Origin of the sequence: Helicobacter pylori oki112 (genome assembly GCF_000600085.1) — a bacterium.
GTDB classification, from domain to species: Bacteria; Campylobacterota; Campylobacteria; order Campylobacterales; family Helicobacteraceae; genus Helicobacter; species Helicobacter pylori_CY.
Map to the genome: position 1 here is coordinate 1 of NZ_CP006821.1, position 25,308 is coordinate 25,308.

The window sequence follows — 25,308 nt, forward strand, 5'->3', positions numbered from 1 at the left end:
TCAATTCAAGGGTTTTTGAGCGAGCTTTCTGCTCAAAGAATCCAAGATAGCGTTTAAAAATTTAGGGGTGTTAGGATCAGCGTAGAGTTTGCCAAGCTCTATGCATTCGTTGATGATGATAGGGTTTTGTGTGGGCGTGAAGCCAATTTCATACGCTCCTAAGCGTAAAATCGCCTTTTCCATGCTCCCTAATCGCTTGAAATCCCAGTCTTTTAAATGCGGCTCAATGAGGGCGTCAATTTCATTGATTCTTTCTAACACGCCATTAAAAAGGCTTAAGGCGAAAGTGAGCTGGTTGTTTTTAATCTTTTTTTCTTCTAACATGCTGGAAGCGATTTTTTTAATTTCTTCATTACCGCTCTCAAACGCATACAACAATTCAACCACAGCCCCCCTGGCTTGAGTTCGTGTCGCCATTTTAACCCTTGAGAGTTTGGCACAAGCTTAACAATTCAATGAGGGTGCTCATCGCTTCAAAGCCCTTATTACCGGCTTTACTGCCCGCTCTTTCAATCGCTTGTTCAATATTGTCTGTGGTCAGCACGCCAAAGCTTACCGGCATGCTGTATTTGAGCATCGCACTAGCAATGCCCTTAGTCGCTTCCGCGCTCACATAGTCAAAATGCGGAGTCCCCCCTCTAATAATGGCTCCTAAAACGCACACGCCATCGTATTTTTCACTCTCTAACAATTTGTCTAAAATCAAAGGCAATTCATAAGCCCCAGGCACCAGCACGAGATCTAAAAGATTCTCATCGCCCCCATGCCTTTTAAAGCAATCCATCGCCCCTTCTTTTAATCTGTCTGTGATGATATGATTGAAGCGCGATGTTAAAATAGCGACTCTTTCATTCCCTTGTAATTGCAATTTCCCTTCTATGATTTGCATGAAATTCCTTTAAAATAAATTTTGAATTTTTAACATGTCGGTTACTAAAAATTCCAGTTCATCAGGTTTTAGCATGTTCGCTCCGTCGCTTAGGGCGTTTTTAGGATCAATGTGTGTTTCAGCGAACAACCCATCAATCCCCACCGCAGCCGCAGCTCTCGCTAAAATAGGGGCAAAAGAGCTGTCTCCTGAACTTTTTCCGTTCGCTCCCCCTGGCATTTGCACGCTATGAGTAGCGTCAAAAATCACAGGGGCAAACTCTCGCATGATTTTTAAAGAGCGCATATCCACCACTAAATTCCCATACCCAAAGCTGCTCCCCCTTTCACACAGCCACACGCCATTTTTTAACGCCGTTTCATAAGTGGGGCTTTGAATGCTTTTATCTCTTGTTTTAAGGGCTTTTAAGACAGAATATTGCATGTCTTTTGGGTTCATGAATTGCCCTTTTTTGATATTGACAATAGCGTTAGTTTGGCTCACTTCTACAATCAGATCCGTTTGGCGGCACAAAAACGCCGGGATTTGTAAAATATCCGCCACTTTGGCCGCTGCGCTTACTTGATAGCTCTCATGCACATCGGTTAAAATTTTATAGCCAAATTCATCTTTGATGGTTTGTAACATTTCTAAGCCTTTTTCTAAACCAGGCCCTCTGTAACTCTCTAAACTCGTGCGATTCGCCTTATCAAAACTCGCTTTAAAATAAAAATCCAATCGCTCGTTGCTGGCTAGGGGTTGTAATTTAGTAGCGATACTTCTTAGATTTTCTAAGCTCTCAATGACGCATGGGCCAGCGATTAAAACGGATTTAGGGAGTTTTGTTTCAGAAGTTTTCATGACTTTTCCTTTGTTTAATGGTTTCTTCAATCGGCTCAAAAAAATGGCTTTCAAAATTATAATTATAAATCCTGCCTATTTCTATGATATAGCGCCAACCAAAAATTTTTAATTCGTTATTTATCACTCTTTCTTGAATGAAATCATAGCTTAAGAGGTTGTTGAGTTGCAAGCGCACATTCAAACGCTCTGTAAGCCATGAACGCTTGGCGAAGTGGTTGCTGAATTGCGGGTGGTTTTTTAATTCTTCTTTAATAGGCTCTAAGAATTGTATCCAGTCTGCAATGTAAGGGGTTTTAGCTTTGGTGGTTTCATCATCAATTAAATGAATGCTCCCACAAGCCCCACAATCGCTATGCCCGCAAATAATTAAATTTTGAACGCCCACATGCACAATAGCGTATTCAATGCTCGCAATGGTAGAAAGGGATTCTTTATAGCTTGTTTTAGGGGGGATCACATTGCCCATGTTGCGGATCACATACAATTCGCCCGGTTTAGTGCCGGTGATTAAATTAGGCACGACTCGTGAATCCACGCAAGAAATGAACAAAGTGTGGGGCTTTTGCTTGGTTTTTAAGCTCTCATAAAGCTCTTTAAGCTCTTCATATTCATTCTCTTGAAACTCTAACGCTCCTAAAAACGCTTTCACTCTTTAACCCTTAAATCTCATTTTTTTAAACTTGGTTTTCATTTTAAAACGCTTATCATAGCTAAAAATCTTGCATTTCTTTTTGTTATAATGGCGTTATTTTACACTTTAAAGGGCTTTCATGCAATTATGTGTCGCATTGGATTTAGAAAAAAAAGAGGACAATCTTTCTTTATTACAAGAATTAAAAGGCTTAGATTTATGGGCTAAGGTGGGGCTTAGATCTTTTATAAGAGATGGGGCTAGTTTTTTAGATGAAATCAGAAAGATTGATGGGAATTTTAAGATTTTTTTGGATTTGAAGCTCTATGATATTCCTTATACGATGGCAAATGCCGCACTAGAATGCACGAAATTAGAAATTGATATGCTCACCGTGCATTTGAGCAGTGCTAAAAGCGCGCTAACCATTTTAATGCAACGCCTAAACGCTCTTAAAAAACGCCCCTTAATCATGGGCGTGAGCGCTTTAACGAGCTTTAGCGAAGAGGAATTTTTGAGCGTGTATAACGCCCCTTTAAAAACTCAAGCGATTAAATTAAGCACTATGGGTAAAGAGAGTGGGATTGATGGGGTGGTGTGTTCGGTGTTTGAAAGTTTGGCGGTTAAAGAGGCTTTGGGTAAGGATTTTTTAACTTTAACCCCTGGCATAAGGCTGAATAAAAACGATAAAGAAGATCAAGAAAGGGTAGCGAACGCTAAAGAGGCCAAACAAAATTTAAGCGATTTTATCGTGGTGGGCCGCCCCATTTATCAGGCTAAAGAGCCTAGAGAAGTGGTTTTAGAGCTTTTAAAGGATTGTTAAATGCGAGTGTTAGAAACGGTTGCTGCTTTAAGAGAATATCGTAAAAGTTTGAAAGAAAGCGTGGGGTTTGTGCCGACTATGGGGGCTTTACACAAAGGGCATCAAAGCTTGATGGAAAGAAGTTTGAAAGAAAATTCCCACACGATAGTGAGCGTTTTTGTCAATCCCACGCAATTTGGGCCTAACGAAGATTTTAACGCTTACCCTCGCCCTTTAGAAAAGGATTTGGCTTTGTGTGAAGGATTGGGCGTTAGCGCGGTGTTTTTGCCTAAAATTAGCGAAATGTATCCCTATGAAATAGAGCAACGCCTAAAACTCTACGCCCCTACATTTTTATCCCGCTCTTTAGAGGGAGCAATGCGTGAGGGGCATTTTGATGGGGTTGTTCAGGTCGTGTTAAGATTGTTCCATCTTGTTAATCCCACTAGAGCATATTTTGGTAAAAAGGACGCCCAACAGCTTTTAATCATCCAGCATTTAGTCAAAGATTTGCTTTTAGACATTGAAATAGCGCCATGCGAGATCGTGCGTGATAGCGATAATCTGGCTTTAAGCTCTAGGAATGTGTATTTGGATGCAACACAAAGAAAACAAGCCTTAGCCATTCCAAAAGCTTTAGAAAATATTAAGCAAGCCATAGATAAGGGCGAAAAAGCGTGCGAAAAGCTTAAAAAACTAGGGCTTGAAATTTTAGAAACCTTGGAAGTGGATTATTTGGAATTTTGCAACCACAAGCTAGAGCCTTTAAAAACCATAGAGCCAGCTAACACGCTGGTTTTAGTGGCGGCTCGTGTGGGTAAAACCAGGCTTTTAGATAATTTATGGGTGTAGTTTGGAATTTTTGTGGCGACCCTTGGAAGATTTGAACTTCCGTTTCCACCGTGAAAGGGTGGTATCCTTGGCCACTAGATGAAAGGGTCATTTTTAACGATTGACTATTATATTGGAAATAAAGCGTAGGGAATGATTTAAAAAGCGCTTGGTGGCGGAGCGGACGGGACTCGAACCCGCGACCCCCTGCGTGACAGGCAGATATTCTAACCAGCTGAACTACCGCTCCCTATCCAAACTCCATAGCCTAAAAATGCATGCTTTAGTCATGGTGGTCGCTATAAGACTCGAACTTATGACATCTACCTTGTAAGGGTAGCGCTCTACCAACTGAGCTAAGCGACCAAAATATTGAGATAAAATCCAACTAAACCCGTATAAAAGAGTGGTGACTCCTAGGGGATTTGAACCCCTGTAACCACCGTGAAAGGGTGGTATCCTAACCACTAGATGAAGGAGCCACGATGCTCATGGTGACCCGTGTTGGATTTGAACCAACGGCCCATTCCTTAAAAGGGAATTGCTCTACCAGCTGAGCTAACGGGTCTCACAAAAATATAATGATACAATTTTTTTAAACGCTTGTCAAGAATAATTGAAAAATATTGCGGTTTTCAAAGAAATGACACGCTCTTAAAACGGCATAACAGCTTTTTGCTTCAATAAAAAACTTGGTTGCGCTTTAATGCTATAAGGATCACAATAGATGCGTTTTTGTTATTGGTTAGTATTGTTTTTGGGGCTTTAAAAAAGCTTTATCAAGATCTAACAAATCTTATTAGGATTTAATGCTTTTTTGTTTAAAAAATTTCATTTTTAAAAAATGGGGTTTTGTTCTATTGTTTTAGATCTTATTTTGTTGTAAAACGCATTTTCTTTTATTTTATTTTCTTAAAGGGATAGGGGTGAATTTTACGCTTGACCCCCAAAAGAAAGGGTTCAAAAGAAACCCCTCAAAAAGAGAGTTTCACAAAGGGTTTAATGCAAGCTTTTAATACGCAAACACATAATTCAAATACACGCTATAGAGTCTGCGGTATTGGAGTTGAGTGCCTAGCAAAGAATAGTAATTCGTGTTGATCGTGGGGATCTTCACGCCCAATTCCACGCCATGCTGAGCTACATGATCGCTCGCTTTTTTCTTATTTTTAGCGAGGTTCATTCTCAAGCCCAAGTTGAATAAGAATTGGAAATTCGCCACATTCATTTTAGCGCTATAGAAATTATTGAAGGTCGCTAAATTCACGTATTGAGAATTCAGCCACGAAGTTCCCGCTAAGGCGATACCGCCAAACACCCCAAAAGAAATCTTATTGTTTTTGGTGGCTTTATCGTTGATGAAGTTATAGAGGACATCTGTTCCTACCCCATAAGTGAACACATCAGAGGCGGAGTTGAAAAAGCTGGATTTGATATAAGCATGGTTATAGTCAAAAAAGCCGTAATACCTTAACCCCCACCTTCTCTTTTCACCAAAAAATTGTTTGTAGCCCACTTGCACACCGATCCCATTCATCGCGCCGTTGTTGGTTTGAGAGCTGATTAATCCAACGCGTCTGAAAGGGTTATGCCCTAATTCTTGCGTGGCGCTTAATAATTGCGAATAAGCGCTTTGGTTGAGTTGATAAACGGTCTTTAAGCCTTCGGGGTTATTAGAGTTAGTGGATTGGCTTATCAAATTTTTAAGGAATGGGGAATTAGGCGTGTTTGAAGCGATCGTGGTGATGCTGTTATAAGTGTTGTTTAAATGGCTAAGGCTGCCTCTAAAATCAAGTATAGTGCGTGCAAGCAACTCAGACTGCTTGATTTGCTGTTCTTGAGTGCCAAAATGCGCAAAGCTGTTATTTAAAGCCGTTATCGTCTCTTGCACATACGCGCAACCAGCTCCCCAAGTGTTGTTAGTAACCCCTTGATTAGGTAATGTGCCACCCCCATTTCTGCAAGCTGCCAAGTAATCTGTGACAAATTGGTTTGGGATAGTGCCAAGGTCTTTTTTCATTTGATCGGCTAGTTCAAGCATCTTGGCTTGCGCTTGCGCGCGATTGAGCATGTTTTGAGCGAAAGCCCTATCAGAAGAGGTGTAAGGATTGAAATCTTGTGGCGCGTTTTGATCGTTTTTCTGGTTAGCGTTAAGGGTTTGAGCTTGCGTTACGATTTCTTGAGCGTTTTTGATCATGCTAGTAACCGCGCTAAATTCTTGTTGGAAGACTTGGCATGCGTTCCCATTCTTGTCAATATTCCACGGTTGGCCGCCCCCTGGAGCGTTTTCGTTACTTATGGAGCGTATCAGCGGGCATTGCGTGTTAAGGACATTCATGATGTTGCTCGCTTGAGCTAAAAGCTCTTGAGTGCTATTGGTGGTGTCAAACTTGACGGTGGCTTTATTATTATTATGATAGGTAGTGGTGATCGTTACGCCGTCTTGCATGGTCGTGGTCGTGCTACTACCATTACCATTACTACTGCTACTAGAGTTTTTAGCTTGACAGAATTGTTTCACACCGCCGTTGATTTCGCTAATCTGCTTACATTCATATTCATATGTTACGCTTACTTTTTGGCCATTGCTGCCTAAATCAGGAAACCCGTTTCCTTGCTTTAAAGCTTGTTGGATGATTTGATAAGCTTCATTGAGTTTCTTGAATTCATCAATAGACATGGATTTACCAGGACCAGTCGATTCGAAGCGGTTGCAAGTAATACTCGTTGTTTTGCTTCCTGGTTGGTTATTAAAGACCACGCTGCCAGGCCCACTCCCTGTGCCGTCCCCATTCCCACACATTACCGCATAGCCGATGACATTCCACAGCCCCACTGTGGCGTTTAATGCTAAAGAGACGGCTTGATACGCTGGGGAATTGGTTTTTTCGTTCAATAAACCCTGCGTGTTTGCTTTTAAATTATCGATCGCAGCATTGATTGCTGAAGGGCTGTTCGCGTTCGTTACCGCCTGATTGAGATTGTTAAAATTGTTTAAAAGATTGCTCAAATTTTCATAAGTGTCTGAAAGCCTTTTCAATTCGCCGGTGTTTTTCACCATTTGAGCGGCTTCACCGATCTGATAGCCTGTGCTTATAAAAAAGCCGTTGTCTTCAGCGTTTAAAAGCGATGAAGCGAGAGAGAGAGAGAGAGAGTAAAAGGGTTTTTTTCATAAATATCCTTTGAAATCAAATTGAGTGATTGAGATTTTATACATTAAGAACATATTAATGTATTTGAGATTATTGTAGCATAAAATCGTTTTTTTTTTTTTTTGTCATTTGGAGAAAATTTTAGAATTTTTGCATTTTTTACGCTTTTGTTTGGGTGGTAAAGAGTTTTTAAATTTTGTTTTAATGGAGCGCTAATGATAAAAGCTTGATTTTAACAGAGATTTTTTGTTGTGCGTTTTATTTTTAGAGTGAGCGGTTTTGGCAAATAAAAGCCCCCAAAAAGAGGGCTTTTATCAAGAAAAGCAAGGGGGCTTACATCATGCCGCCCATGCCTCCCATACCACCCATGCCACCCATATCAGGCATTGCTGGGGTTGCTTTTTCTTCTTTGATTTCATGCACGGTGGCTTCTGTGGTTAAAAGCAAGCTTGAAACCGAAACCGCATTTTGTAAAGCGATCCTTTCTACTTTTAGGGGGTCAATAATGCCTTCTTTAAACATGTCCACATACTTGCCATTGCTAGCGTTAAAACCAAAATGCCCTTCGTGTTTTTGCACTTCATTCACGACCACACCGCCATCATAACCGGCATTGATAGCGATTTGAGCTAATGGGGCTTTAATGGCGCGCATGATGATTTCATAGCCCACTTTTTCATCATCGTGTAAATTCAAATGCACTTTTTGAGCCGCGCGAATGAGAGCCGCACCGCCGCCAATAACAATGCCTTCTTCAACAGCCGCTTTAGTCGCGCTCAACGCGTCATCAACCCGGTCTTTTTTCTCTTTCATTTCCACTTCACTCGCAGCGCCCACTTTAATCACAGCCACACCGCCAGAGAGTTTGGCCAATCTTTCTTGCAATTTTTCTTTGTCATAATCGCTTGTCGTGCTTGCAATTTGGGTTTTGATTTGCGCGACTCTGTCTTTGACATCATGGCTATGGCCTTTGCCATCTACGATCGTGGTGTTGTCTTTGTCAATCACAATCCTTCCGGCTTTGCCTAAAAACTCCACTTCAGCGTTTTCTAGACTCAAGCCCAATTCTTCGCTAATGACTTGACCGCCGGTTAAAACAGCGATGTCTTTGAGCATTTCTTTTCTTCTGTCCCCAAAGCCTGGAGCTTTAACCGCTGCGATATTCAACACGCCTCTTAATTTATTCACCACTAGAGTCGTTAAAGCTTCGCCCTCAATGTCTTCAGCGATGATTAAAAGCGGTTTGCCCTCTTTCATGGTTTTTTCTAGTAGCGGGAGAATGTCTTTCATGCTAGAGATTTTTTTATCCGTTAAAAGGATGTAAGCGTTATCCAATTGAGCGGTCATTTTCTCAGCATTTGTTACAAAGTAAGGGGAGAGGTAGCCTCTATCAAATTGCATGCCCTCTACGACATCTAATTCATCTTCAATGCCCTTAGCTTCTTCAACGGTGATCACGCCGTCTTTACCCACTTTTTCCATAGCGTCAGCGATGAGTTTCCCAATATTGTGATCGGAGTTTGCAGAAATGGTCGCTACTTGGGTGATTTCTTCTTTACCGCCCACTTTTTTGCTCGCTTTTTTAAGCTCATTAATAATGGCTTCAGCGGCTTTATCCATGCCTCGTTTCACTTCAATAGGGTTAGCCCCAGCTGTGATATTCCTCAAGCCCTCTTTAAAGATGCTATAAGCAAGCACGGTCGCTGTGGTCGTGCCATCGCCGGCAGCATCAGCGGTTTTGCTCGCTACTTCTTTAACGAGTTGAGCGCCCATGTTAGCCACCGGGCAACTTAATTCAATCTCTTTAGCCACGCTCACGCCGTCTTTGGTGATGCTTGGAGCGCCATAGCTTTTTTGGATCAACACATTCCTGCCTCTTGGCCCCATGGTTACTTTGACAGCGTCATGGAGTTGTCTCACGCCTTCAAATAAAAGGTTTCTTGCGCTATCTGAAAATTTGATTTCTTTTGCCATTTTGTATCCTTAATAATAATGTTTTTAGTGTTTTTTGTGATCATGACAGCAAGCTTCATGCTCTTTAGCATGTTTATGGTCATGACTATTTGTATGACAACAAGAGCCTGAGCCCACAATACCTAGAATGTCTTCTAGTTCTAGCACCATGTATTCAACGCCGTCTAAAACGATTTCTGCACCTTTGTATTTGCCAAAAGCGATCACATCGCCTTCTTTAACGCATTTGCAACCCTCGCTGATTTTATGGCTAACCGCTTTGACTACGCCCATTAAAGGCTTTTCTTTAGCGTTATCAGGAATGATGATGCCTGAACTAGTTTTGTTCTCTTCTTCAAGTCTTTCTACTAAGACCCTTTCTCCTAATGGCTGAAACTTCATATTAGTTCTCCTAAGTTTTGATAAATAAAATAGAAATTTAGCGCTTATTGTTATTAAGCGACATAACTATAGCGCATTTTTAGGGATAAGTCAAGCCATAAAAACAAAGCTAATAATATAACTATAAGGATTATTAAGTCTATTTATATAAAGTTTCATTAGTTTAAAAATATAGGGATTAGAAAAAAGGGGTGTTATTAACAAACCTTTTTAAGATTTTATTTATTGAGTATAATTCATTCAAACAGCTTAAAACAAGAAAGCAAGATGAAGAAAGCATGAAAAATGATTCTTAAAAGTTCCATTGATCGCCTTTTGCAAACGATAGATATTGTAGAAGTCATTAGCTCCTATGTGGATTTGAGGAAGTCAGGTTCTAGTTACATGGCTTGTTGCCCTTTTCATGAAGAAAGGAGCGCGAGTTTTAGCGTCAATCCAATTAAAGGGTTTTACCATTGCTTTGGGTGTGGGGCGAGCGGGGATAGCATTAAATTTGTGATGGAATTTGAAAAACTTTCGTTTGTGGAAGCGTTAGAGAAATTAGCCTGCCGATTCAATATAGTTTTAGAGTATGATAAAGGCGTTTATTACGATCATAAAGAAGACTACCACCTTTTAGAAATGGTGAGCTCGTTGTATCAAGAAGAGCTTTTTAACGCCCCGTTTTTTTTGAATTACTTGCAAAAAAGAGGGCTTAGCCTAGAGAGTATCAAAGCGTTTAAATTAGGCTTATGCACGAATAGAATTAATTATGGCATTGAAAATAAAGGCTTGAATAAAGACAAGCTCATTGAATTAGGCGTGTTAGGCAAGAGCGATAAAGAGGATAAAACCTACTTGCGCTTTTTGGATCGCATCATGTTCCCTATTTATAGCCCTAGCGCTCAAGTGGTGGGTTTTGGAGGGCGCACCTTAAAAGAAAAAGCGGCTAAGTATATCAATTCGCCCCAAAGTAAGCTTTTTGATAAATCCAGTTTGCTCTATGGCTATCATTTGGCTAAAGAACACATCTATAAACAAAAGCAAGTCATTGTAACAGAGGGGTATTTGGATGTGATTTTATTGCACCAGGCGGGTTTTAAAAACGCCATAGCCACGCTTGGGACAGCTTTAACGCCATCGCATTTGCCCTTGCTTAAAAAAGGCGAGCCAGAAATCCTCTTAAGCTATGATGGGGATAAGGCAGGGCGGAATGCGGCTTATAAAGCGAGCTTGATGTTGGCTAAAGAGCAAAGGAGGGGGGGGGTGGTTTTATTTGAAAACAACCTAGACCCAGCGGATATGATCGCTAATGGCCAGATTGAAACAGTAAAAAATTGGCTATCGCGCCCCATGGCTTTTATTGAATTTGTTTTAAGGCGCATGGCGGGTTCTTATGTTTTAGACGATCCTTTAGAAAAAGATAAGGCTCTTAAAGAAATGTTAGGGTTTTTAAAAAACTTTTCCTTGCTTTTACAAAGCGAATACAAGCCCTTAATCGCTACGCTTTTGCAAGCGCCTTTGCATGTTTTAGGGATTAGAGAGAGAGCCTCTTTTCAGCCTTTTTACCCCAAAACAGAAAAACCTAATCATATTCAAAAGTTGGTTAATGCTCCTAGCACGCTCAGTTTGGAATTTTTAGAAAAATTAGTGATCCGCTATCTTTTAGAAGACAGAAGCTTATTGGATTTAGCGGTGGGTTACATCCATAGTGGGGTATTCTTGCATAAAAAGCAAGAATTTGACGCTTTGTGTCAAGAAAAATTGGACGACCCTAAATTAGTTGCGTTATTATTAGATGCGAATTTACCCCTAAAAAAAGGGGGTTTTGAAAAGGAATTGCGTTTGTTGATTTTGCGCTATTTTGAGCGGCAACTCAAAGAAATCCCTAAAAGCTCGCTCCCTTTTAGCGAAAAAATGATCTTTTTAAAAAAGGCTCGCCAGGCCATTATGAAATTAAAACAAGGAGAATTAGTCGCCATATGAAACCAATAAAAGCTTTAGCCTTATTTAGTGGGGGGTTGGATAGTTTGTTGTCTATGAAATTGCTTATTGATCAAGGCATTGAAGTGAGCGCTTTACACTTCAATATAGGGTTTGGGGGGAATAAAGACAAAAGAGAGTATTTTGAAAACGCCACCGCGCAAATCGGGGCTAAGCTCTTGGTGTGCGATATTAGAGAGCAATTTTTTAACGATGTGTTGTTCAAGCCTAAATACGGCTATGGGAAATATTTCAACCCTTGCATTGATTGCCATGCCAACATGTTTAGGAACGCTTTTTATAAAATGCTTGAATTGAACGCGGATTTTGTTTTGAGCGGGGAAGTGTTGGGGCAACGCCCTAAATCCCAAAGGAAAGAAGCGCTAAATCAGGTGAGGAAATTAGTCAGAGAAGTGGGCGAAGAGGCGCGTTTTGATCCCATTTTAGACCGAACACAAGCAGGCGGTGAAAAACCGCAATTTTTAGATGAATTGCTCTTAAGGCCCATGAGCGCGAAACTCTTAGAGCCTACTTTCATGGAAAAAAAGGGCTGGGTTGATAGAGAAAAACTTTTAGATGTGAGCGGCAGGGGGCGAAGCAGGCAATTGCAAATGATTAAAGATTACGGCTTGAAATATTATGAAAAGCCAGGTGGGGGGTGCTTGCTTACGGACATTCAAGTGAGCAATAAGATTAAGAATTTGAAAGAATACAGAGAAATGGTGTTTGAAGACAGCGTGATTGTCAAAAACGGGCGTTATTTTGTCTTACCCAATAACGCTCGTTTGGTGGTGGCAAGGAATGAAGAAGAAAACCACAAGCTAGACATTGAGCACCCCTTAATGGATAAGATTGAATTGCTAGGCTGTAAAGGCCCTTTGAGTTTAGTGGATAAAAACGCCAGCAAAGAAGATAAAGAATTGGCCGGCCGTATCGCTTTAGGCTATGCTAAGACTTCAAAAGAGCAGGCTTATCTCATTCAAATAGGGGATGAAAAGCACGAGCTTTACCCTTTGGATAAAGAGAGTGCTAGAGAGTATTTGTTCGCTTGAAAGGGAGTTTTTGAGAGTTTTAGGGATTTTCTTTTATGCTATAATGAAAAAAGCTCTAATCAGCGTTAGGCTGTTTTTTAGGAGGTTTGTATGCAAGAGTTTTTAGGTTTTGGTGTGGTGGGGAATTTTGCAGGGCATTTGGAGCAAGCAGGAGAGAGTCATAGTTTTATTAACATGAAAAGCGAAGAAAAGGACGCCCCTAAGGGGTTATTCCCTTTTTATATCCCGTATGAGAATTGCTATTTGGGGCGTTGTTGTATTGATAACCATAAGATTATTTTGCCTAGTGATCCAGATTTAAGGGTGCAAGCAGAGCCAGAAATCGCTTTAGAATGCGATGTTAAATACGATGAAAAGCATTTGGTAACCAAGCTCGTGCCTAATTTTTTCATGGCGTTTAATGACGCTTCTGTGCGTAATTTAGACGCCGCAAAACTCTCTCAAAAAAAGAATTTTTCACCAGCTTCTAAAGGCATAGGGCAGAAATTGCCCATTGACAGGTTTGTTTATGGGGGGGTGTGCAACAATTTCTCTATCGCGTCTTTTTTGAAATACGATAATGTTTGGCACATTTATGGGGAAAACAGCAAATTGCTCAAATACGAGTTTTTTTATCAAAAGCTTTTAGATTGGATTAAAGATCAATTAAACCACCAACAAGATGGCGACTCTTTAGAGGCTCTAAGACCTTTTTTAGAGCGCCATAATTTTCCTACTAAAATGATTTTTGCGATTGGGGCTACCCCTTATATGCCTTTTGCACAAGAGCATTTTTTACAAAAAGGCGATGAGGTGGTGATTGTTGCTTACAACCATTTACAATATAGTTTTGAAAAGATTCAAAACCTCTTAGAAGAAGACGCCCTACAAGCCAAAGAACACACCAATCTTTCTTATGTCTATCAGATCGTAGAGTAGTAAGGCTTTTACCTCTTCAGCTTTGCTTTTTTACCCTTTTAAAGATTAAATGCACCCCTTTTAACCCCCTTTTAGAGGATTTTTATGGTTTTTTTGAGATAATAAAGCGTTATAAAGTTAATTAAAATTAAACAAAAGGGTTTTGATGTCCGCTCATTTTTTAAAAATCGTTTTTTTAGTAGGCATGTGCGTTTCAAGTTTGTTCGCTGAAGGTTTAGAGGGGTTTTTTAACGCCCTAGAAGCCCAGCTCAAAAGCCCCATCGCTAAGGGGATTTTAATGGTGATTTTCATAGGGATCGCTATTTATGTGTGGAGGAATTTGGACCGGTGGAAAGAGATTTTATTCACGATCCTTGGCGTGGTGTTTGGGATTTTTTTATTCTTTAAGGCCCCGAGTCTAGCGAATTGGTTTATGGGAATTTTTTAATGATTATCCTGTCAGCGAGCGTGAAGAATTTGCGTGAAATTTCGGTTAAAGAAAAATTTTTATGGCTGAACGCTAAGTCTTATTTGATTTCTGTTTTTGCGCCTTTTATTTTGCTCCCTTGGATTGATTTGTTGAGCGCTTTTTTATTGTATTTAGGGTTTTTAGTGCTCTTTAGCGTGCTGGAATTTTTTGATGAAGATATTGCAGATATTATTGTGGCTAAAAGCAAAATAAAGACTAAAACCAAATGTTATAGAGCGTAGGATGTTAGAAAAGCTTTTAGGCGCTATCAAACAAAAAGTTTCAAACTATTTTTTAGGTGTTTTGCCTAAAAGCTATTCTATGAGCGAAGAAAACAACATTTTAGGCTTGTATGATGAGCATTTTTTACTCACTAAAAACGAAAACTTAGTGGGTATCCTCCGTTTAGAGGGGGTGAGTTACACCCATTTAAGCACAGAGCAATTGCAAGATCTTTTCACCGAGCGCCAAATGGCGTTGGATTCTTTAGAAAAAGTCGTGGCGCGCCTTGTGGTTAAAAGGCGTAAAATGGATCACCAACAAAACATTCAATCTGACTCTAAATACTTGCAAGCGATTTTGAATCAATTTGAAAATAAAGAAGTGTATGAGAATCAGTATTTTTTAGTTTTAGAAAGCACTCACTCTTTACAGGGCGTTTTAGAACATAAGAAAAAATCTTTCATGCATGCCAATAGGGAAAATTTTAAGGATATTCTCTCTTATAAAGCGCATTTTTTGCAAGAAACTTTAAAAAGCCTAGAAATCCAGCTCAAAAATTATGCCCCCAAACTCTTAGGCTCTAAAGAGGTTTTGAATTTTTACGCAGAATACATTAACGGGTTTGATCTCCCTTTAAAGCCCCTAGTAGGGGGGTATTTGAGCGATAGCTATATCGCTAGTTCTATCACTTTTGAAAAAGATTATTTCATTCAAGAAAGCTTTAATCAAAAAACCTATAACCGCTTGATTGGCATTAAAGCTTATGAGAGCGAACGCATCACTTCTATAGCGGTGGGAGCGCTTTTATACCAAGAGACGCCACTAGATATTATCTTTTCTATAGAGCCTATGAGTGTCAATAAAACGCTGAGTTTTTTAAAAGAGAGAGCCAAGTTTAGCATGTCTAATCTCGTTAAAAACGAGCTGTTAGAATACCAAGAATTAGTCAAAACCAAACGCCTATCCATGCAAAAATTCGCCCTAAACATTCTTATCAAAGCCCCCAGTTTAGAGGATTTAGACGCTCAAACCAGCTTAATTTTAGGGCTTTTATTTAAAGAAAACTTAGTGGGCGTTATAGAAACTTTTGGCTTGAAAGGGGGGTATTTTTCCTTTTTCCCTGAACGCATTCATTTAAACCACCGCTTGCGTTTTTTAACCTCTAAAGCCCTAGCGTGTTTGATGGTGTTTGAAAGGCAAAATTTAGGCTTTAAGGCTAATTCATGGGGGAATAGCCCTTTGAGCGTGTTTAAAAATTTGGATTATTCCCCTTTTTTATTCAATTTCCACAACCAAGAAGTGAGCCACAACAACGCTAAAGAAACCGCCAGAGTGAACGGGCATACTTTAATCATAGGGGCTACCGGGAGCGGTAAAAGCACGCTGATTAGTTTTTTAATGATGAGCGCTTTGAAATACCAAAACATGCGCCTTTTAGCTTTTGACAGGATGCAAGGGCTGTATTCTTTCACAAAATTTTTTAAAGGGCATTACCATGACGGCCAATCTTTTAGCATTAATCCCTTTTGTTTAGAGCCTAATTTACAGAATCTAGAATTTTTGCAATCCTTCTTTTTGAGCATGTTTGATCTTGCCCCTTCAAGGGATAAAGAAGCCTTGGAAGATATGAATGCGATTTTTAGCGCGATTAAGAGCCTTTATGAGACTTTATACCCTAAAGCCTTTAGTTTGCTAGATTTTAAAGAAACGCTTAAAAGAACCTCATCTAACCAACTAAGCTTGAGCTTGGAGCCGTATTTGAATAACCCCCTTTTTAACGCTTTGAATGACGCGTTCAATTCCAACGCTTTTTTAAATGTAATCAACTTAGACGCTATCACCCAAAACCCTAAAGACTTAGGGCTTTTAGCCTATTATTTGTTTTATAAAATCTTAGAAGAATCCAGGAAAAACGACAGCGGTTTTTTGGTTTTTTTAGACGAGTTTAAATCCTATGTGGAAAACGATTTATTGAACGCTAAAATTAACGCTTTAATCACGCAAGCCAGAAAAGCTAATGGCGTGGTGGTGTTGGCTTTGCAAGATATTTACCAATTAAGCGGGGTTAAAAACGCTCATAGTTTTTTAAGCAACATGGGGACTCTTATTTTGTACCCGCAAAAAAACGCTAGGGAGTTGAAACACCATTTCAATGTGCCTTTGAGCGAAACTGAAATTTCTTTTTTAGAAAACACCCCTTTGTATGCCAGGCAGGTTTTAGTCAAAAATCTGGGTAATGGGAATTCTAACATGATTGATGTGAGCTTGGAAAGTTTAGGGCGTTATTTGAAAATCTTTAATTCAGACTCTAGTCATGTCAATAAAGTGAAAGCGTTACAAAAAGACTACCCTACAGAGTGGCGTGAGAAACTTTTGAAGAGTTAGTTTTAAAAAGTTAATATTATTTTGAAGCACTCCTATTCAGATGGCTAAGGTACACAAGAAATTAGGGGACTCTGCTGTATTCCTACCCTGAAGCGTTACCCTAAAATCCTATTGCATAGGTCTAAATAAGAGCTTGGGGATCATTTTAGCCATAAAAAGCTTATGTTTTCATTAAAAATGTTATGATACGCTCAAATAGTCAAGCAAAAAAATGTCAATTAAAAGGGTTAGATTGAAAATATTCGTTCTGTTGATGTCGGTAATTTTAGGAATATCATTAACAGGTTGCATAGGCTATCGTATGGACTTAGAACATTTTAACACGCTCTATTATGAAGAAAGCCCTAAAAAAGCTTATGAATATTCCAAACAATTCACTAAGAAAAAAAAGAACGCTCTTTTATGGGACTTGCAAAACGGCTTGAGCGCTTTATACGCCAGAGATTACGAGACTTCTTTAGGGGTGTTAGATCAAGCCGAGCAACGCTTTGATAAAACCCAAAGCGCTTTCACAAGAGGGGCTGGTTATGTGGGCGCTACCATGATTAATGATAACGTGCGCGCTTATGGGGGGAATATTTATGAGGGCGTTTTAATCAATTATTACAAAGCGATAGACTACATGCTTTTAAACGATAGCGCGAAAGCTAGGGTGCAATTCAACCGCGCGAACGAACGCCAGCGCAGGGCTAAAGAATTTTATTATGAGGAAGTGCAAAAAGCCATTAAAGAAATCGATTCTAGCAAAAAGCACAATATCAATATGGAACGCTCTAGGGTAGAAGTGAGCGAGATTTTAAACAACACCTATTCTAATTTAGACAAATACGAAGCTTATCAAGGCTTGCTTAACCCAGCGGTTTCGTATCTTTCAGGGTTGTTTTACGCTTTAAATGGGGATAAGAATAAGGGGTTAGGCTATCTTAATGAAGCCTATGGGATCAGTCAAAGCCCTTTTGTAGCCCAAGACTTGGTTTTTTTCAAAAACCCTAACAGGAGTCATTTCACTTGGATCATCATTGAAGATGGCAAAGAGCCGCAAAAAAGCGAATTTAAAATTGATGTGCCTATTTTTATGATCGATTCGGTTTATAACGTGAGTATAGCCTTGCCCAAGCTAGAAAAAGGGGAAGCGTTTTATCAAAATTTCACTTTAAAAGACGGCGAAAAAGTAACACCCTTTGAGACTTTAGCCTCAATAGATGCGGTGGTTTCTAGCGAGTTTAGGAAGCAATTGCCCTACATTATTACCAGAGCCATTTTATCGGCTACTTTTAAGGTGGGCATGCAAGCGGTAGCGAATTATTATTTGGGGTTTGTTGGAGGGCTAGTAACTTCGTTGTATTCAGGTGTGAGCACCTTTGCAGACACTAGAAACACGAGCATTTTTGCCCATAAAATCTATCTTATGCGTATCAAAAATAAGGCTTTTGAAAATTATGAAGTTCAAGCTGATTCTATTGACGCTTTTTCGTTTTCCTTAAAGCCTTGTAAAAGATCGCTTGAAAACCCTAAAGTCATTGACGCTAGGGAATTGCTTTCTGGGTTTGTAACAGCCCCACAAATCTTTTGCTCTAACCGCCATAATATTTTATACATCCGCAGTTTTAAAAACGGGTTTGTTTTGAGTCATTTAAAATGATTTAAAAAACCCCCAAAGTTTTAAGTGTCGTTGGCATTAAACACAAACACGATATAATTATAAAACGATACGAAAACCTAAATTAAGGGGAAGTCATGGCTGATAGTTTAGCGGGCATTGATCAAGTTACGAGTTTGCATAAAAATAACGAGTTGCAATTGTTGTGTTTCAGGCTGGGTAAAAACAAGGATTTGTATGCGGTCAATGTCTTTAAGATCCGTGAAGTGGTGAAATACCATGGCAATCTCACTATCATCAGCCACGAAAACAATTCGCTCGTTGAGGGGCTAATCATTATAAGAGAGCTCACCATTCCCTTGATTGATATGAAAAAATGGTTTTATTATGACAGCCAAAACAAAAACAAGGATTTACGCCCTTATAGGATAGAAAAAGAAAAAGGCGAAGACGATATTATCATGATCTGTGAGTTTTCTCGTTGGACCATAGGGGTTAGGATCTATGAAGCGGATAGGATTTTGAGCAAGAAATGGACTGAAATGGAGCAAAGCGCTGGGCTAGGGGGATCTGCTGGGAATAACAAACTCGTGAGCCGCACGCGCTATTTTGACGGGCGCTTGGTGCAAGTGGTGGATATTGAAAAAATGCTTATAGATGTGTTCCCTTGGATTGAAGATGAAAAACACAGCGATTTAGAAACGCTCTCTAAAATCCATTCTAACCAATGCGTTTTGCTTGCTGATGACTCCCCAAGCGTTTTGAAAACCATGCAAATGATTTTAGACAAGTTAGGCGTCAAGCATATAGATTTTATCAATGGTAAAACCTTATTAGAGCATTTATTCAACCCCACAACCGATGTGGGCAATATTGGCCTTATCATTACCGATTTAGAAATGCCAGAAGCGAGCGGTTTTGAAGTGATCAAGCAGGTTAAAAACAATCCTTTGACTTCAAAAATCCCTATCGTGGTCAATTCTTCTATGAGCGGGAGCTCTAATGAAGACATGGCCAGGAGTTTGAAGGCCGATGATTTCATCTCTAAGTCTAACCCCAAAGACATCCAGCGAGTGGTTAAGCAATTTTTGGAATTAGCATGAAAAAATACAGCGCTATCCCCACCCCTTGCTATGTGCTAGAGAGCGAACGCTTAGAAAAAAACGCCAAGATTTTAGAAATCGTACGCCAACAAAGCGGGGCAAAGGTTTTGCTCGCTTTAAAGGGGTATGCGTTTTGGCGTGAGTTTGGGATTTTGAGGCAAAAATTGAATGGGTGTTGCGCGAGCGGTCTTTATGAGGCTAAGCTCGCTTTTGAAGAATTTGGGGGGCGAGAGAGCCACAAAGAAATTTGCGTTTATAGCCCGGCTTTGAAAGAGGCTGAAATGAGCGCGATTTTACCCCTAGCGACAAGCATTATTTTTAACTCTTTTTACCAATACGCTACCTATAAAGACAGGATTTTAGATAAAAACAAGCAATTAGAAAACTTGGGCTTAAGCCCCATTAAAATGGGCTTAAGGATCAACCCTCTCTACAGCGAAGTAACCCCAGCGATCTATAACCCATGCTCTAAAGTGAGCCGGTTAGGGATTACGCCTAGCGAATTTGAAAAGGGGGTGAAAGAGCATGGCTTAGAGGGGGTGAGCGGGTTGCATTTCCATACGCATTGCGAGCAAAACGCTGACGCTTTGTGCCGGACTTTAGAGCATGTAGAAAAGCATTTCAGGCCCTATTTAGAAAACATGGCGTGGGTGAATTTTGGTGGGGGGCATCATATCACTAAGAGCGATTATGATGTGAATTTGCTCATCCAAACGATTAAGGATTTTAAAGAGCGTTATCATAATATAGAGGTGATTTTAGAGCCGGGGGAAGCCATAGGGTGGCAATGCGGGTTTTTAATCGCAAGCGTGATAGACATCGTTCAAAACGATCAAGAAATTGCGATCTTAGACGCTTCTTTTAGCGCTCACATGCCCGATTGTTTAGAAATGCCTTATCGCCCTAGCATTTTTAAAATCTCCATAGAAAATGATGAAGAGCTTATTGAAGTTGAAAAGGGCGAAAATCAAGGGGCGTTTTCTTACTTTTTAGGCGGCCCTACTTGTTTAGCGGGGGATTTTATGGGGAGCTTTAGTTTTGAAACGCCTTTAAAAAGGGGCGATAAAATCGTGTTTCAAGACATGCTCCATTATACGATTGTCAAAAACAATTCATTTAATGGCGTGCCACTGCCAAGCCTGGCTAAAATAGACTCGCAAGGTTTTAAAATCCTTAAAAACTTTTCTTATGAAGATTATAAAAACAGAAATTAAGGTTTTTGATTAAGGCTTTTTGGGGCTTGTAAAAAGGCCTACGCACAACATTCCAACGCCAAGCCCGGCCAACACCGCACCAATGGTGTGCATGTCTAAATAAATGCGAGCGAGCATGGTTAAAGGGACTAGGGGTAAGAGCCAAAAGTATTTTTTAAAAGAATAGCGGTGCATTAAAAACGCCACCGCTAAACCCACCATAGACGAATGCCCGCTTGGCATGTTGAAATTACCCCCATAAGGGCGCTCACCCAAACGCTGATCGTTGATTGTTATATGGTTTAAGGCTCTTTTGGTGGTGTGCGTGAGGAGGGTTGTAGCGATAGAGGCGTTAGCGACTTGAAAAAGCCCTATCGCATCTCTTTGAATTAAGGGAATCGCCACAGATAAAATCGTAGGGATAAAGCGCGCGTAATGCTCGGTGAGATGAAACATTAAAGGCACGCTAGGCTGTTTAGGGACTTTAGGGAAGGGCGCAAAAATGCCTAGTAAAATCAAGCCCAAACTGAGCGCTAATAAAGTTTTAGAAAAGCTTTTAGGCAGGCTTTCACAAAATTTTTGTTTAAATAAGAATCTTTTCATGCGTGTTATTTTACTCTTTTTTGTGTTTAAGCAGATCTAAAGAAGGGCGATAAACAACGCTTGGGTTTTTAAAATCCAAAAACACCCCTAAAATGCTATGGAAAATCACATTTTGATTAATGGGGGTTTGGGTTTGAATGATGGAATGCTTCTCTTTAAAAAGATCATTGGCATAAAGAATAAAGGGGATCTCGTATTGCTCTTTAGGGGCGATGCTTTTAGGAATGCCATGCAAATAGAACGCTCCTTCACCCAAACTTTCGCCATGATCGCTCAAATAGATCATTAAGGCGGGCTGCTTGGCGTTTTTGAGCATGCTAATAATTTTGTCTAACAGATAGTCGTTGTAAAAAATGGTGTTGTCATAGGCGTTAATCAAGCTTTCTTTGGAGCAAGAAGACAGATCAGCGCTTAAGCAATAGGGCTTAAACACCCTAAAATTTAAAGGCACTTTATTGTCGTAGTTGGGGCCATGCGAGCCGGCAAGGTGTAAGATGAGCAAGACATTTTCATTAGAGTGTTCTTTTAAAAGGTCAGGCAAATTATAGAGTAAGGATTCATCATAAGGAGCGATCGCTTCGCAATTGGGGCATTTTTGAATCAATTCGTAGTTTTTACGATAGCTTGTAACCTTAACGTTCTTTTCGCCGTCATTCGCGCTATACCAAAAGACTTTGATACCGGCTTTAGTCAAGTAAGTTGGCAAATTTTCATAAGCGTTGTTTTTAAAAGAAGAATCTAAAATGCATTCCAAACTCGCTGTCGTGTAAGTGGCGCAAGAAGTGGCGTTGAAAAGAGTGAGTTCATTATCGGCTAAACGCTTGCTTAATTTTGGGGTGGTGGGTTTTTGATAGCCATAAAGGGCGTAATTATGCTTCCTGGCGCTTTCGCCAATGACTAGCACCACAAACGAATTGGAATGATTGGGCGAAAAAAGAGGGAGCGGTTTGATAGTGGGGGCGAAAAATTTAAGAGCGCTCACTCTAAAAGCGTTCACGCTATAAGCGAAGGGCAAAATTAAGCCCCCTATGAATTTCGCATGCTTGTCAAACCACAGCCAATTTTTAGCGTTAGCTAAAGTGCTAGCGATAAAGATAAACACTAACGCCAAGATCGCTAAAAAGGGCGCTTTTTTAGAAGAATTTTTAAGGGGGATTTTATAGATAATATAGCCAGGTAACACCCCAAAAACAACGATAAAAATGAATAATTTAACGCTCAAAAAGCCTAAAAGCTCATGCGTGTTGGTGTTTAAGACATTACCCATCATGCTCTTATTTAAAAACACCTTATAGGCGCTAATGAAATAGAAAGCGATGGAATTGAGCCAACTAAAAAACCATCGCGCTTAGGCGCATCAAATGAATAGAGATCAAACCTAATCCCAAAAAAAGAGCGCCATTCACACAAAAAAGCACCACAACCATTATGGCGATAAAACTAACCTGGTTGCTTTCTTTATAAACATAAGCGAACAAAGGGAAATGGTATAAAACGCCAAAAATAAGGCTATAGAGCAAACCGGCTTGCAGACAACTTAGGGGTTTTAAAAACCTCAGATGGAATAATGATGCCAAACACGCCCCTTAAAATCAATCGATCTTAGGATTATATCGTAGGTATGGGGATTTTATGGTTTATTTTAAAGTGGAAAGCACATTTTTTAGGGTGGCTTGCATTTAAGGGCTTTAAGGCGCGTTTGTTGTAGGATTTTACCACGCCCCATAGTTAGGATATGGGGCAAATCTGTTCTTAAAAGGGTTTATCATGAAAAGAAAACATGATAAAAACCTTTGTATTATACATTAAAATCTCTTTTAAGGGGTTTAAAGTAGTCTTTTCTATAGAAAAGTAGTTTATTAGCCAAAGTTCCCCTAAGCCTAAAAAGCTTAGGGGTTTCCTTTTAAAGCGGGTTTGTCCTTGACTTTGGGGCGTTTGCATGCGGTCATTCAAAAATTATCGCTTGGCGCAAGATCCTTACTTTTTTAAAAAACACTCAAAGCGTTTTTAATCATCTGCACTTAAGAATAAAATCAAAAAAAACTTTGTTTGATAAAAAAGATTAAAAAGAGTTAAAAGAAAAGTCAGTTAAAAGGATTAAACCCCCTAAAAAGAGGGTTTAAAAAGGGGTTTAAGCTTTTAGTAAGCAAACACATAATTGAGATACACGCTATAAAGCCTTCTGTATTGCAAGGTAGTGCCTAGCAAAGAATAGTAATTCGTGTTGATCGTGGGGATCTTCACGCCTAACTCCATGCCATGTTGCGCAGAATGTTCAGCGCCTATTCTCTTATTTCTAGCGAGATTGGTCCTTAAGCCCAAATTGAATAAGAATTGGAAGTTAGAGGTGTTGATTTTAGCTTTATAGTAATTGTTCACATTCGCCAAATTCACGAACTGAGAATTAAGCCATGAAGTCCCGGCTAGTTGGATACCGCCAAACGCGCCAAAAGAAATTTTATTGTTTTTAGTGGCTTTATTGTTGATGAAATTCACTAACAAATCGCTCCCCACGCCGTAAGTCCAAACATCAGAAGAGGCGTTGAAAAATTGGGATTTGTTATAGGTGTGGTTGTAATCCACAAAGCCGTAGTATCTTGCACCCCATCGTTTGTTTTTCCCAAAGAATTGCTTATAGCCCACTTGAAAGCCAATCCCATTCATCGCGCCGTTATTGGTGGTAGAAGCGGCGATTAGCCCGGTGCGTCTGAAAGGGTTACTGCCTAATTCTTGAGTCCTAGATTGCACTTGAGAATGGATGTTGGAGTCAATGTAGTAGTTATCCTGTATGCCTTGCGGACTGTTAGGGTTAGTCTTTTTGCTCACCACATTTTGCAAAGATTGAGCGTCAGGCAAGCTTGAAATGGCTGCTGTGATGCTGTCATAATGTTCGCCTAGCTTTTTATACTGGCTACTGAAATTCGCTAAAGTGTAGGCGAGGTTTTGCGCGTTATGGATTCGCTCCGCCTGGTCGCCAAAATGAGCGATGCTGTTTTTTAGATTCGTTACGGTCTCTCCCACATACGCGCAGCCCGCTCCCCAAGTGTTAGAAGTAACCGTGCCAGATGGCGTGCCACGGAGATTGCCGTTGCTATCCTTTTCATGGCACACCCCTAAAGAGTCTTTCACGAACGCTGCAGGGATTCTTTCAAAGTCCTTCACCACTGCTTGAGCGTGGTTTAAAATCTCCGCTTGCGCTCTAGCGTTAGCGAACATGCTTTGAGAAAAACTAGCGTCTTTATAGGGGTTGAATGTCTTTCCAGTGTCCAGGTTGTGCTGGTTTTGCGCGTTTGCAGTAACGATTTTGGATTGCTCTACGGCTATCTCAGCGTTTTTGATCATGTCTTGAATCGCGCTGATTTCATTTTTAAAAATCCCGCACGCACTCCCATCGCCTTTCAAATATATTCCTTCCCATAAACTACCACTGCTTGCACCACCTGCACCAGCATTATTGATCCATGGGCATGCTTCATTAAGAGTGGTTAAAATAGTGCTAGCCTGTTTTAAAAGCTCTTGAGCGTTATTTTTTGTAACAATTTCTTCTTTATTATTGTTATTGTTATTGCTCCCATTTTGGTTGATTGTAAATTTAAGTTCGGTGTTGGTGTCGCTTAAGGCAGGAATATCCTTCCCACTTGCTCCAAAAGCCTTTTGGATGATTTGATAAGCCTTATTGATTTTCGCGTAATTTTCAGTGGATATAATACTATATGGTCCTGGTTCATAATTAGTAGTGCCACAAGTAATGGTAGTCCCTCCCCATTGATTTGTTGGTGTGTTTTCAAAGGTTTGAACGCCCCCATTTTTGCTACTGTCTTTGCCAGGGCCGCAAGGGCTGATCGCATAGCTCATGACTTGCCACAACCCCGCTGCCGCATTGAGCGCTAAAAGCACCGCTTGATATGCCGGGGAGTTCTCTTTATCATTGATTAAATTCTTCGCGCTCGCATCCAAATTAGTCCTTGCGTTGTTGATAGCGTTGGGGTCGGCGGACTGCCTAATAAGAGTGTTTAGGGCGCTATAACTCGTTAAAAGATTGTTCAATCTTTCATAACTATCTGAAAGATCTTGAATGCCTTTAGTGTTTTTCACCATTTGAGCGGATTCACCGATTTGATAACCCGCGCTCACAAAAAAGCCGTTGTCTTCAGCGCTTAAAGCGGAAACTAAAAGCGAACCTAAGGTTAATGACAGAAATTTTTTCTTCATGTTTTCTCCTTTACTTTATTAAAATAAGATTGAAATTGTTAGTAAATCTTGCGGAAGTGTGTCTTTAAGTGAAACCATACCGCAAGCTTTCGTTAATATAGTATAAA

Annotated in this window: 19 protein-coding genes, 5 tRNA genes, 1 other RNA gene and 3 pseudogenes; 11 read left to right on the top strand and 17 right to left on the bottom strand. The window is 40.1% G+C overall.

Annotation, left to right across the window (positions count from 1 at the left end):
• Genes nusB through HPOKI112_RS00020 form a run of 4 tightly spaced genes read right to left on the bottom strand, consistent with a single transcriptional unit; the run spans position 1 to position 2,381 of the window.
• Positions 1–417, bottom strand: a complete 417-nt coding sequence (gene nusB / locus HPOKI112_RS00005) for a transcription antitermination factor NusB (protein ID WP_025275428.1) — start codon at positions 415–417, stop codon at positions 1–3.
• A gap of 1 nt (position 418) precedes the next feature.
• Positions 419–889: a 6,7-dimethyl-8-ribityllumazine synthase gene (ribH, locus tag HPOKI112_RS00010; protein WP_025275429.1), complete on the bottom strand. Its 471-nt coding sequence runs from the start codon at positions 887–889 to the stop codon at positions 419–421.
• Between the two features lie 9 nt (positions 890–898).
• Complete coding sequence (gene kdsA / locus HPOKI112_RS00015) at positions 899–1,729, bottom strand: 3-deoxy-8-phosphooctulonate synthase (RefSeq protein WP_025309518.1); 831 nt, start codon at positions 1,727–1,729, stop codon at positions 899–901.
• Positions 1,716–2,381, bottom strand: coding sequence for a carbonic anhydrase (locus HPOKI112_RS00020; RefSeq protein WP_025275431.1), 666 nt, complete (start codon positions 2,379–2,381; stop codon positions 1,716–1,718). The genes kdsA and HPOKI112_RS00020 overlap by 14 nt, the downstream gene beginning before the upstream one ends.
• Positions 2,382–2,502: 121 nt before the next feature.
• On the opposite strand from HPOKI112_RS00020, the gene pyrF reads away from it, so the two are divergent.
• On the top strand, positions 2,503–3,186 hold the full coding sequence (gene pyrF / locus HPOKI112_RS00025) for an orotidine-5'-phosphate decarboxylase (RefSeq protein ID WP_025309519.1): 684 nt from the start codon (positions 2,503–2,505) through the stop codon (positions 3,184–3,186).
• Complete coding sequence (gene panC, locus HPOKI112_RS00030) at positions 3,187–4,017, top strand: pantoate--beta-alanine ligase (RefSeq protein WP_025309520.1); 831 nt, start codon at positions 3,187–3,189, stop codon at positions 4,015–4,017.
• Between the two features lie 13 nt (positions 4,018–4,030).
• Here the strand turns inward: panC and HPOKI112_RS00035 are convergent.
• The 8 genes and pseudogenes from HPOKI112_RS00035 to groES form a co-directional block, all read right to left on the bottom strand.
• A tRNA-Glu gene (locus tag HPOKI112_RS00035) sits at positions 4,031–4,106 on the bottom strand.
• A 63-nt stretch (positions 4,107–4,169) separates the two neighbouring features.
• Positions 4,170–4,246: transfer RNA gene (locus tag HPOKI112_RS00040), tRNA-Asp, on the bottom strand.
• Positions 4,247–4,286: 40 nt separating this feature from the next.
• Positions 4,287–4,362 (bottom strand) — tRNA-Val (locus HPOKI112_RS00045).
• Between the two features lie 41 nt (positions 4,363–4,403).
• A tRNA-Glu gene (locus HPOKI112_RS00050) sits at positions 4,404–4,478 on the bottom strand.
• A gap of 10 nt (positions 4,479–4,488) precedes the next feature.
• Positions 4,489–4,564: transfer RNA gene (locus HPOKI112_RS00055), tRNA-Lys, on the bottom strand.
• A 444-nt stretch (positions 4,565–5,008) separates the two neighbouring features.
• A pseudogene (sabA, locus tag HPOKI112_RS00060) lies at positions 5,009–7,169 on the bottom strand (Hop family adhesin SabA/HopD).
• A gap of 312 nt (positions 7,170–7,481) precedes the next feature.
• Positions 7,482–9,122: a chaperonin GroEL gene (groL, locus tag HPOKI112_RS00065; RefSeq protein ID WP_015427255.1), complete on the bottom strand. Its 1,641-nt coding sequence runs from the start codon at positions 9,120–9,122 to the stop codon at positions 7,482–7,484.
• A 24-nt stretch (positions 9,123–9,146) separates the two neighbouring features.
• Positions 9,147–9,503: a co-chaperone GroES gene (gene groES / locus HPOKI112_RS00070; RefSeq protein ID WP_000671953.1), complete on the bottom strand. Its 357-nt coding sequence runs from the start codon at positions 9,501–9,503 to the stop codon at positions 9,147–9,149.
• A gap of 285 nt (positions 9,504–9,788) precedes the next feature.
• On the opposite strand from groES, the gene dnaG reads away from it, so the two are divergent.
• From dnaG to HPOKI112_RS00100, 6 genes are all read left to right on the top strand, one after another.
• Complete coding sequence (gene dnaG, locus HPOKI112_RS00075; protein ID WP_025309522.1) at positions 9,789–11,468, top strand: DNA primase; 1,680 nt, start codon at positions 9,789–9,791, stop codon at positions 11,466–11,468.
• Complete coding sequence (locus HPOKI112_RS00080) at positions 11,465–12,517, top strand: MnmA/TRMU family protein (protein ID WP_025309523.1); 1,053 nt, start codon at positions 11,465–11,467, stop codon at positions 12,515–12,517. Before dnaG ends, HPOKI112_RS00080 begins: the two co-directional genes overlap by 4 nt.
• A gap of 90 nt (positions 12,518–12,607) precedes the next feature.
• Positions 12,608–13,435, top strand: coding sequence for a DUF5718 family protein (locus HPOKI112_RS00085; protein ID WP_025275437.1), 828 nt, complete (start codon positions 12,608–12,610; stop codon positions 13,433–13,435).
• Positions 13,436–13,580: 145 nt separating this feature from the next.
• Complete coding sequence (locus HPOKI112_RS00090) at positions 13,581–13,862, top strand: TrbC/VirB2 family protein (protein ID WP_001272690.1); 282 nt, start codon at positions 13,581–13,583, stop codon at positions 13,860–13,862.
• Positions 13,862–14,125, top strand: a complete 264-nt coding sequence (locus HPOKI112_RS00095; RefSeq protein WP_000584964.1) for a hypothetical protein — start codon at positions 13,862–13,864, stop codon at positions 14,123–14,125. Before HPOKI112_RS00090 ends, HPOKI112_RS00095 begins: the two co-directional genes overlap by 1 nt.
• Before the next feature lies 1 nt (position 14,126).
• Entirely contained in the window at positions 14,127–16,490 is a 2,364-nt protein-coding gene (locus HPOKI112_RS00100; RefSeq protein ID WP_025275439.1) for a VirB4 family type IV secretion/conjugal transfer ATPase, read from the top strand.
• A 30-nt stretch (positions 16,491–16,520) separates the two neighbouring features.
• Here the strand turns inward: HPOKI112_RS00100 and ffs are convergent.
• Positions 16,521–16,618, bottom strand: an RNA gene (ffs, locus tag HPOKI112_RS07900) — signal recognition particle sRNA small type.
• A 173-nt stretch (positions 16,619–16,791) separates the two neighbouring features.
• On the opposite strand from ffs, the gene HPOKI112_RS00105 reads away from it, so the two are divergent.
• The 3 genes from HPOKI112_RS00105 to nspC all read left to right on the top strand — a co-directional run bounded on the left by HPOKI112_RS00105 (position 16,792) and on the right by nspC (position 20,407).
• A complete protein-coding gene (locus HPOKI112_RS00105; protein ID WP_025276538.1) occupies positions 16,792–18,132 on the top strand; it encodes a COG3014 family protein in 1,341 nt (446 codons plus the stop codon).
• Positions 18,133–18,227: 95 nt separating this feature from the next.
• Complete coding sequence (cheV1, locus tag HPOKI112_RS00110; RefSeq protein ID WP_025276539.1) at positions 18,228–19,193, top strand: chemotaxis protein CheV1; 966 nt, start codon at positions 18,228–18,230, stop codon at positions 19,191–19,193.
• Positions 19,190–20,407, top strand: a complete 1,218-nt coding sequence (nspC, locus tag HPOKI112_RS00115; RefSeq protein ID WP_025275442.1) for a carboxynorspermidine decarboxylase — start codon at positions 19,190–19,192, stop codon at positions 20,405–20,407. Before cheV1 ends, nspC begins: the two co-directional genes overlap by 4 nt.
• 9 nt (positions 20,408–20,416) lie before the next feature.
• On the opposite strand, the gene lpxE is transcribed toward nspC, so the two are convergent.
• From lpxE to sabA (HPOKI112_RS00135), 4 genes and pseudogenes are all read right to left on the bottom strand, one after another.
• Positions 20,417–20,950 carry a lipid A 1-phosphatase LpxE gene (lpxE, locus tag HPOKI112_RS00120; RefSeq protein ID WP_235169409.1) on the bottom strand — a complete coding sequence of 178 codons (534 nt, stop codon included), beginning with the start codon at positions 20,948–20,950 and terminating at the stop codon, positions 20,417–20,419.
• A gap of 49 nt (positions 20,951–20,999) precedes the next feature.
• Positions 21,000–22,566: pseudogene (eptA, locus tag HPOKI112_RS00125) on the bottom strand (phosphoethanolamine--lipid A transferase EptA).
• 110 nt (positions 22,567–22,676) lie between these two features.
• A pseudogene (locus HPOKI112_RS08590) lies at positions 22,677–22,758 on the bottom strand (cag pathogenicity island protein); the annotation flags it as partial.
• A 370-nt stretch (positions 22,759–23,128) separates the two neighbouring features.
• Positions 23,129–25,201 (bottom strand): Hop family adhesin SabA/HopD, encoded by a 2,073-nt coding sequence (gene sabA, locus HPOKI112_RS00135; protein WP_025309524.1) that lies wholly within the window; start codon positions 25,199–25,201, stop codon positions 23,129–23,131.
• Between the last annotated feature and the right edge of the window lie 107 nt (positions 25,202–25,308).

Excerpts from the sequence above, each read along its gene's own strand:
- nusB (WP_025275428.1), bottom strand. The coding sequence starts at position 417 with ATGGCGACACGAACTCAAGCCAGGGGGGCTGTGGTTGAATTGTTGTAT.
- ribH (WP_025275429.1), bottom strand. The coding sequence starts at position 889 with ATGCAAATCATAGAAGGGAAATTGCAATTACAAGGGAATGAAAGAGTC.
- kdsA (WP_025309518.1), bottom strand. The coding sequence starts at position 1,729 with ATGAAAACTTCTGAAACAAAACTCCCTAAATCCGTTTTAATCGCTGGC.
- pyrF (WP_025309519.1), top strand. The coding sequence starts at position 2,503 with ATGCAATTATGTGTCGCATTGGATTTAGAAAAAAAAGAGGACAATCTT.
- panC (WP_025309520.1), top strand. The coding sequence starts at position 3,187 with ATGCGAGTGTTAGAAACGGTTGCTGCTTTAAGAGAATATCGTAAAAGT.
- groL (WP_015427255.1), bottom strand. The coding sequence starts at position 9,122 with ATGGCAAAAGAAATCAAATTTTCAGATAGCGCAAGAAACCTTTTATTT.
- groES (WP_000671953.1), bottom strand. The coding sequence starts at position 9,503 with ATGAAGTTTCAGCCATTAGGAGAAAGGGTCTTAGTAGAAAGACTTGAA.
- dnaG (WP_025309522.1), top strand. The coding sequence starts at position 9,789 with ATGATTCTTAAAAGTTCCATTGATCGCCTTTTGCAAACGATAGATATT.
- HPOKI112_RS00080 (WP_025309523.1), top strand. The coding sequence starts at position 11,465 with ATGAAACCAATAAAAGCTTTAGCCTTATTTAGTGGGGGGTTGGATAGT.
- HPOKI112_RS00085 (WP_025275437.1), top strand. The coding sequence starts at position 12,608 with ATGCAAGAGTTTTTAGGTTTTGGTGTGGTGGGGAATTTTGCAGGGCAT.
- HPOKI112_RS00090 (WP_001272690.1), top strand. The coding sequence starts at position 13,581 with ATGTCCGCTCATTTTTTAAAAATCGTTTTTTTAGTAGGCATGTGCGTT.
- HPOKI112_RS00095 (WP_000584964.1), top strand. The coding sequence starts at position 13,862 with ATGATTATCCTGTCAGCGAGCGTGAAGAATTTGCGTGAAATTTCGGTT.
- HPOKI112_RS00100 (WP_025275439.1), top strand. The coding sequence starts at position 14,127 with ATGTTAGAAAAGCTTTTAGGCGCTATCAAACAAAAAGTTTCAAACTAT.
- HPOKI112_RS00105 (WP_025276538.1), top strand. The coding sequence starts at position 16,792 with ATGGACTTAGAACATTTTAACACGCTCTATTATGAAGAAAGCCCTAAA.
- cheV1 (WP_025276539.1), top strand. The coding sequence starts at position 18,228 with ATGGCTGATAGTTTAGCGGGCATTGATCAAGTTACGAGTTTGCATAAA.
- nspC (WP_025275442.1), top strand. The coding sequence starts at position 19,190 with ATGAAAAAATACAGCGCTATCCCCACCCCTTGCTATGTGCTAGAGAGC.
- sabA (WP_025309524.1), bottom strand. The coding sequence starts at position 25,201 with ATGAAGAAAAAATTTCTGTCATTAACCTTAGGTTCGCTTTTAGTTTCC.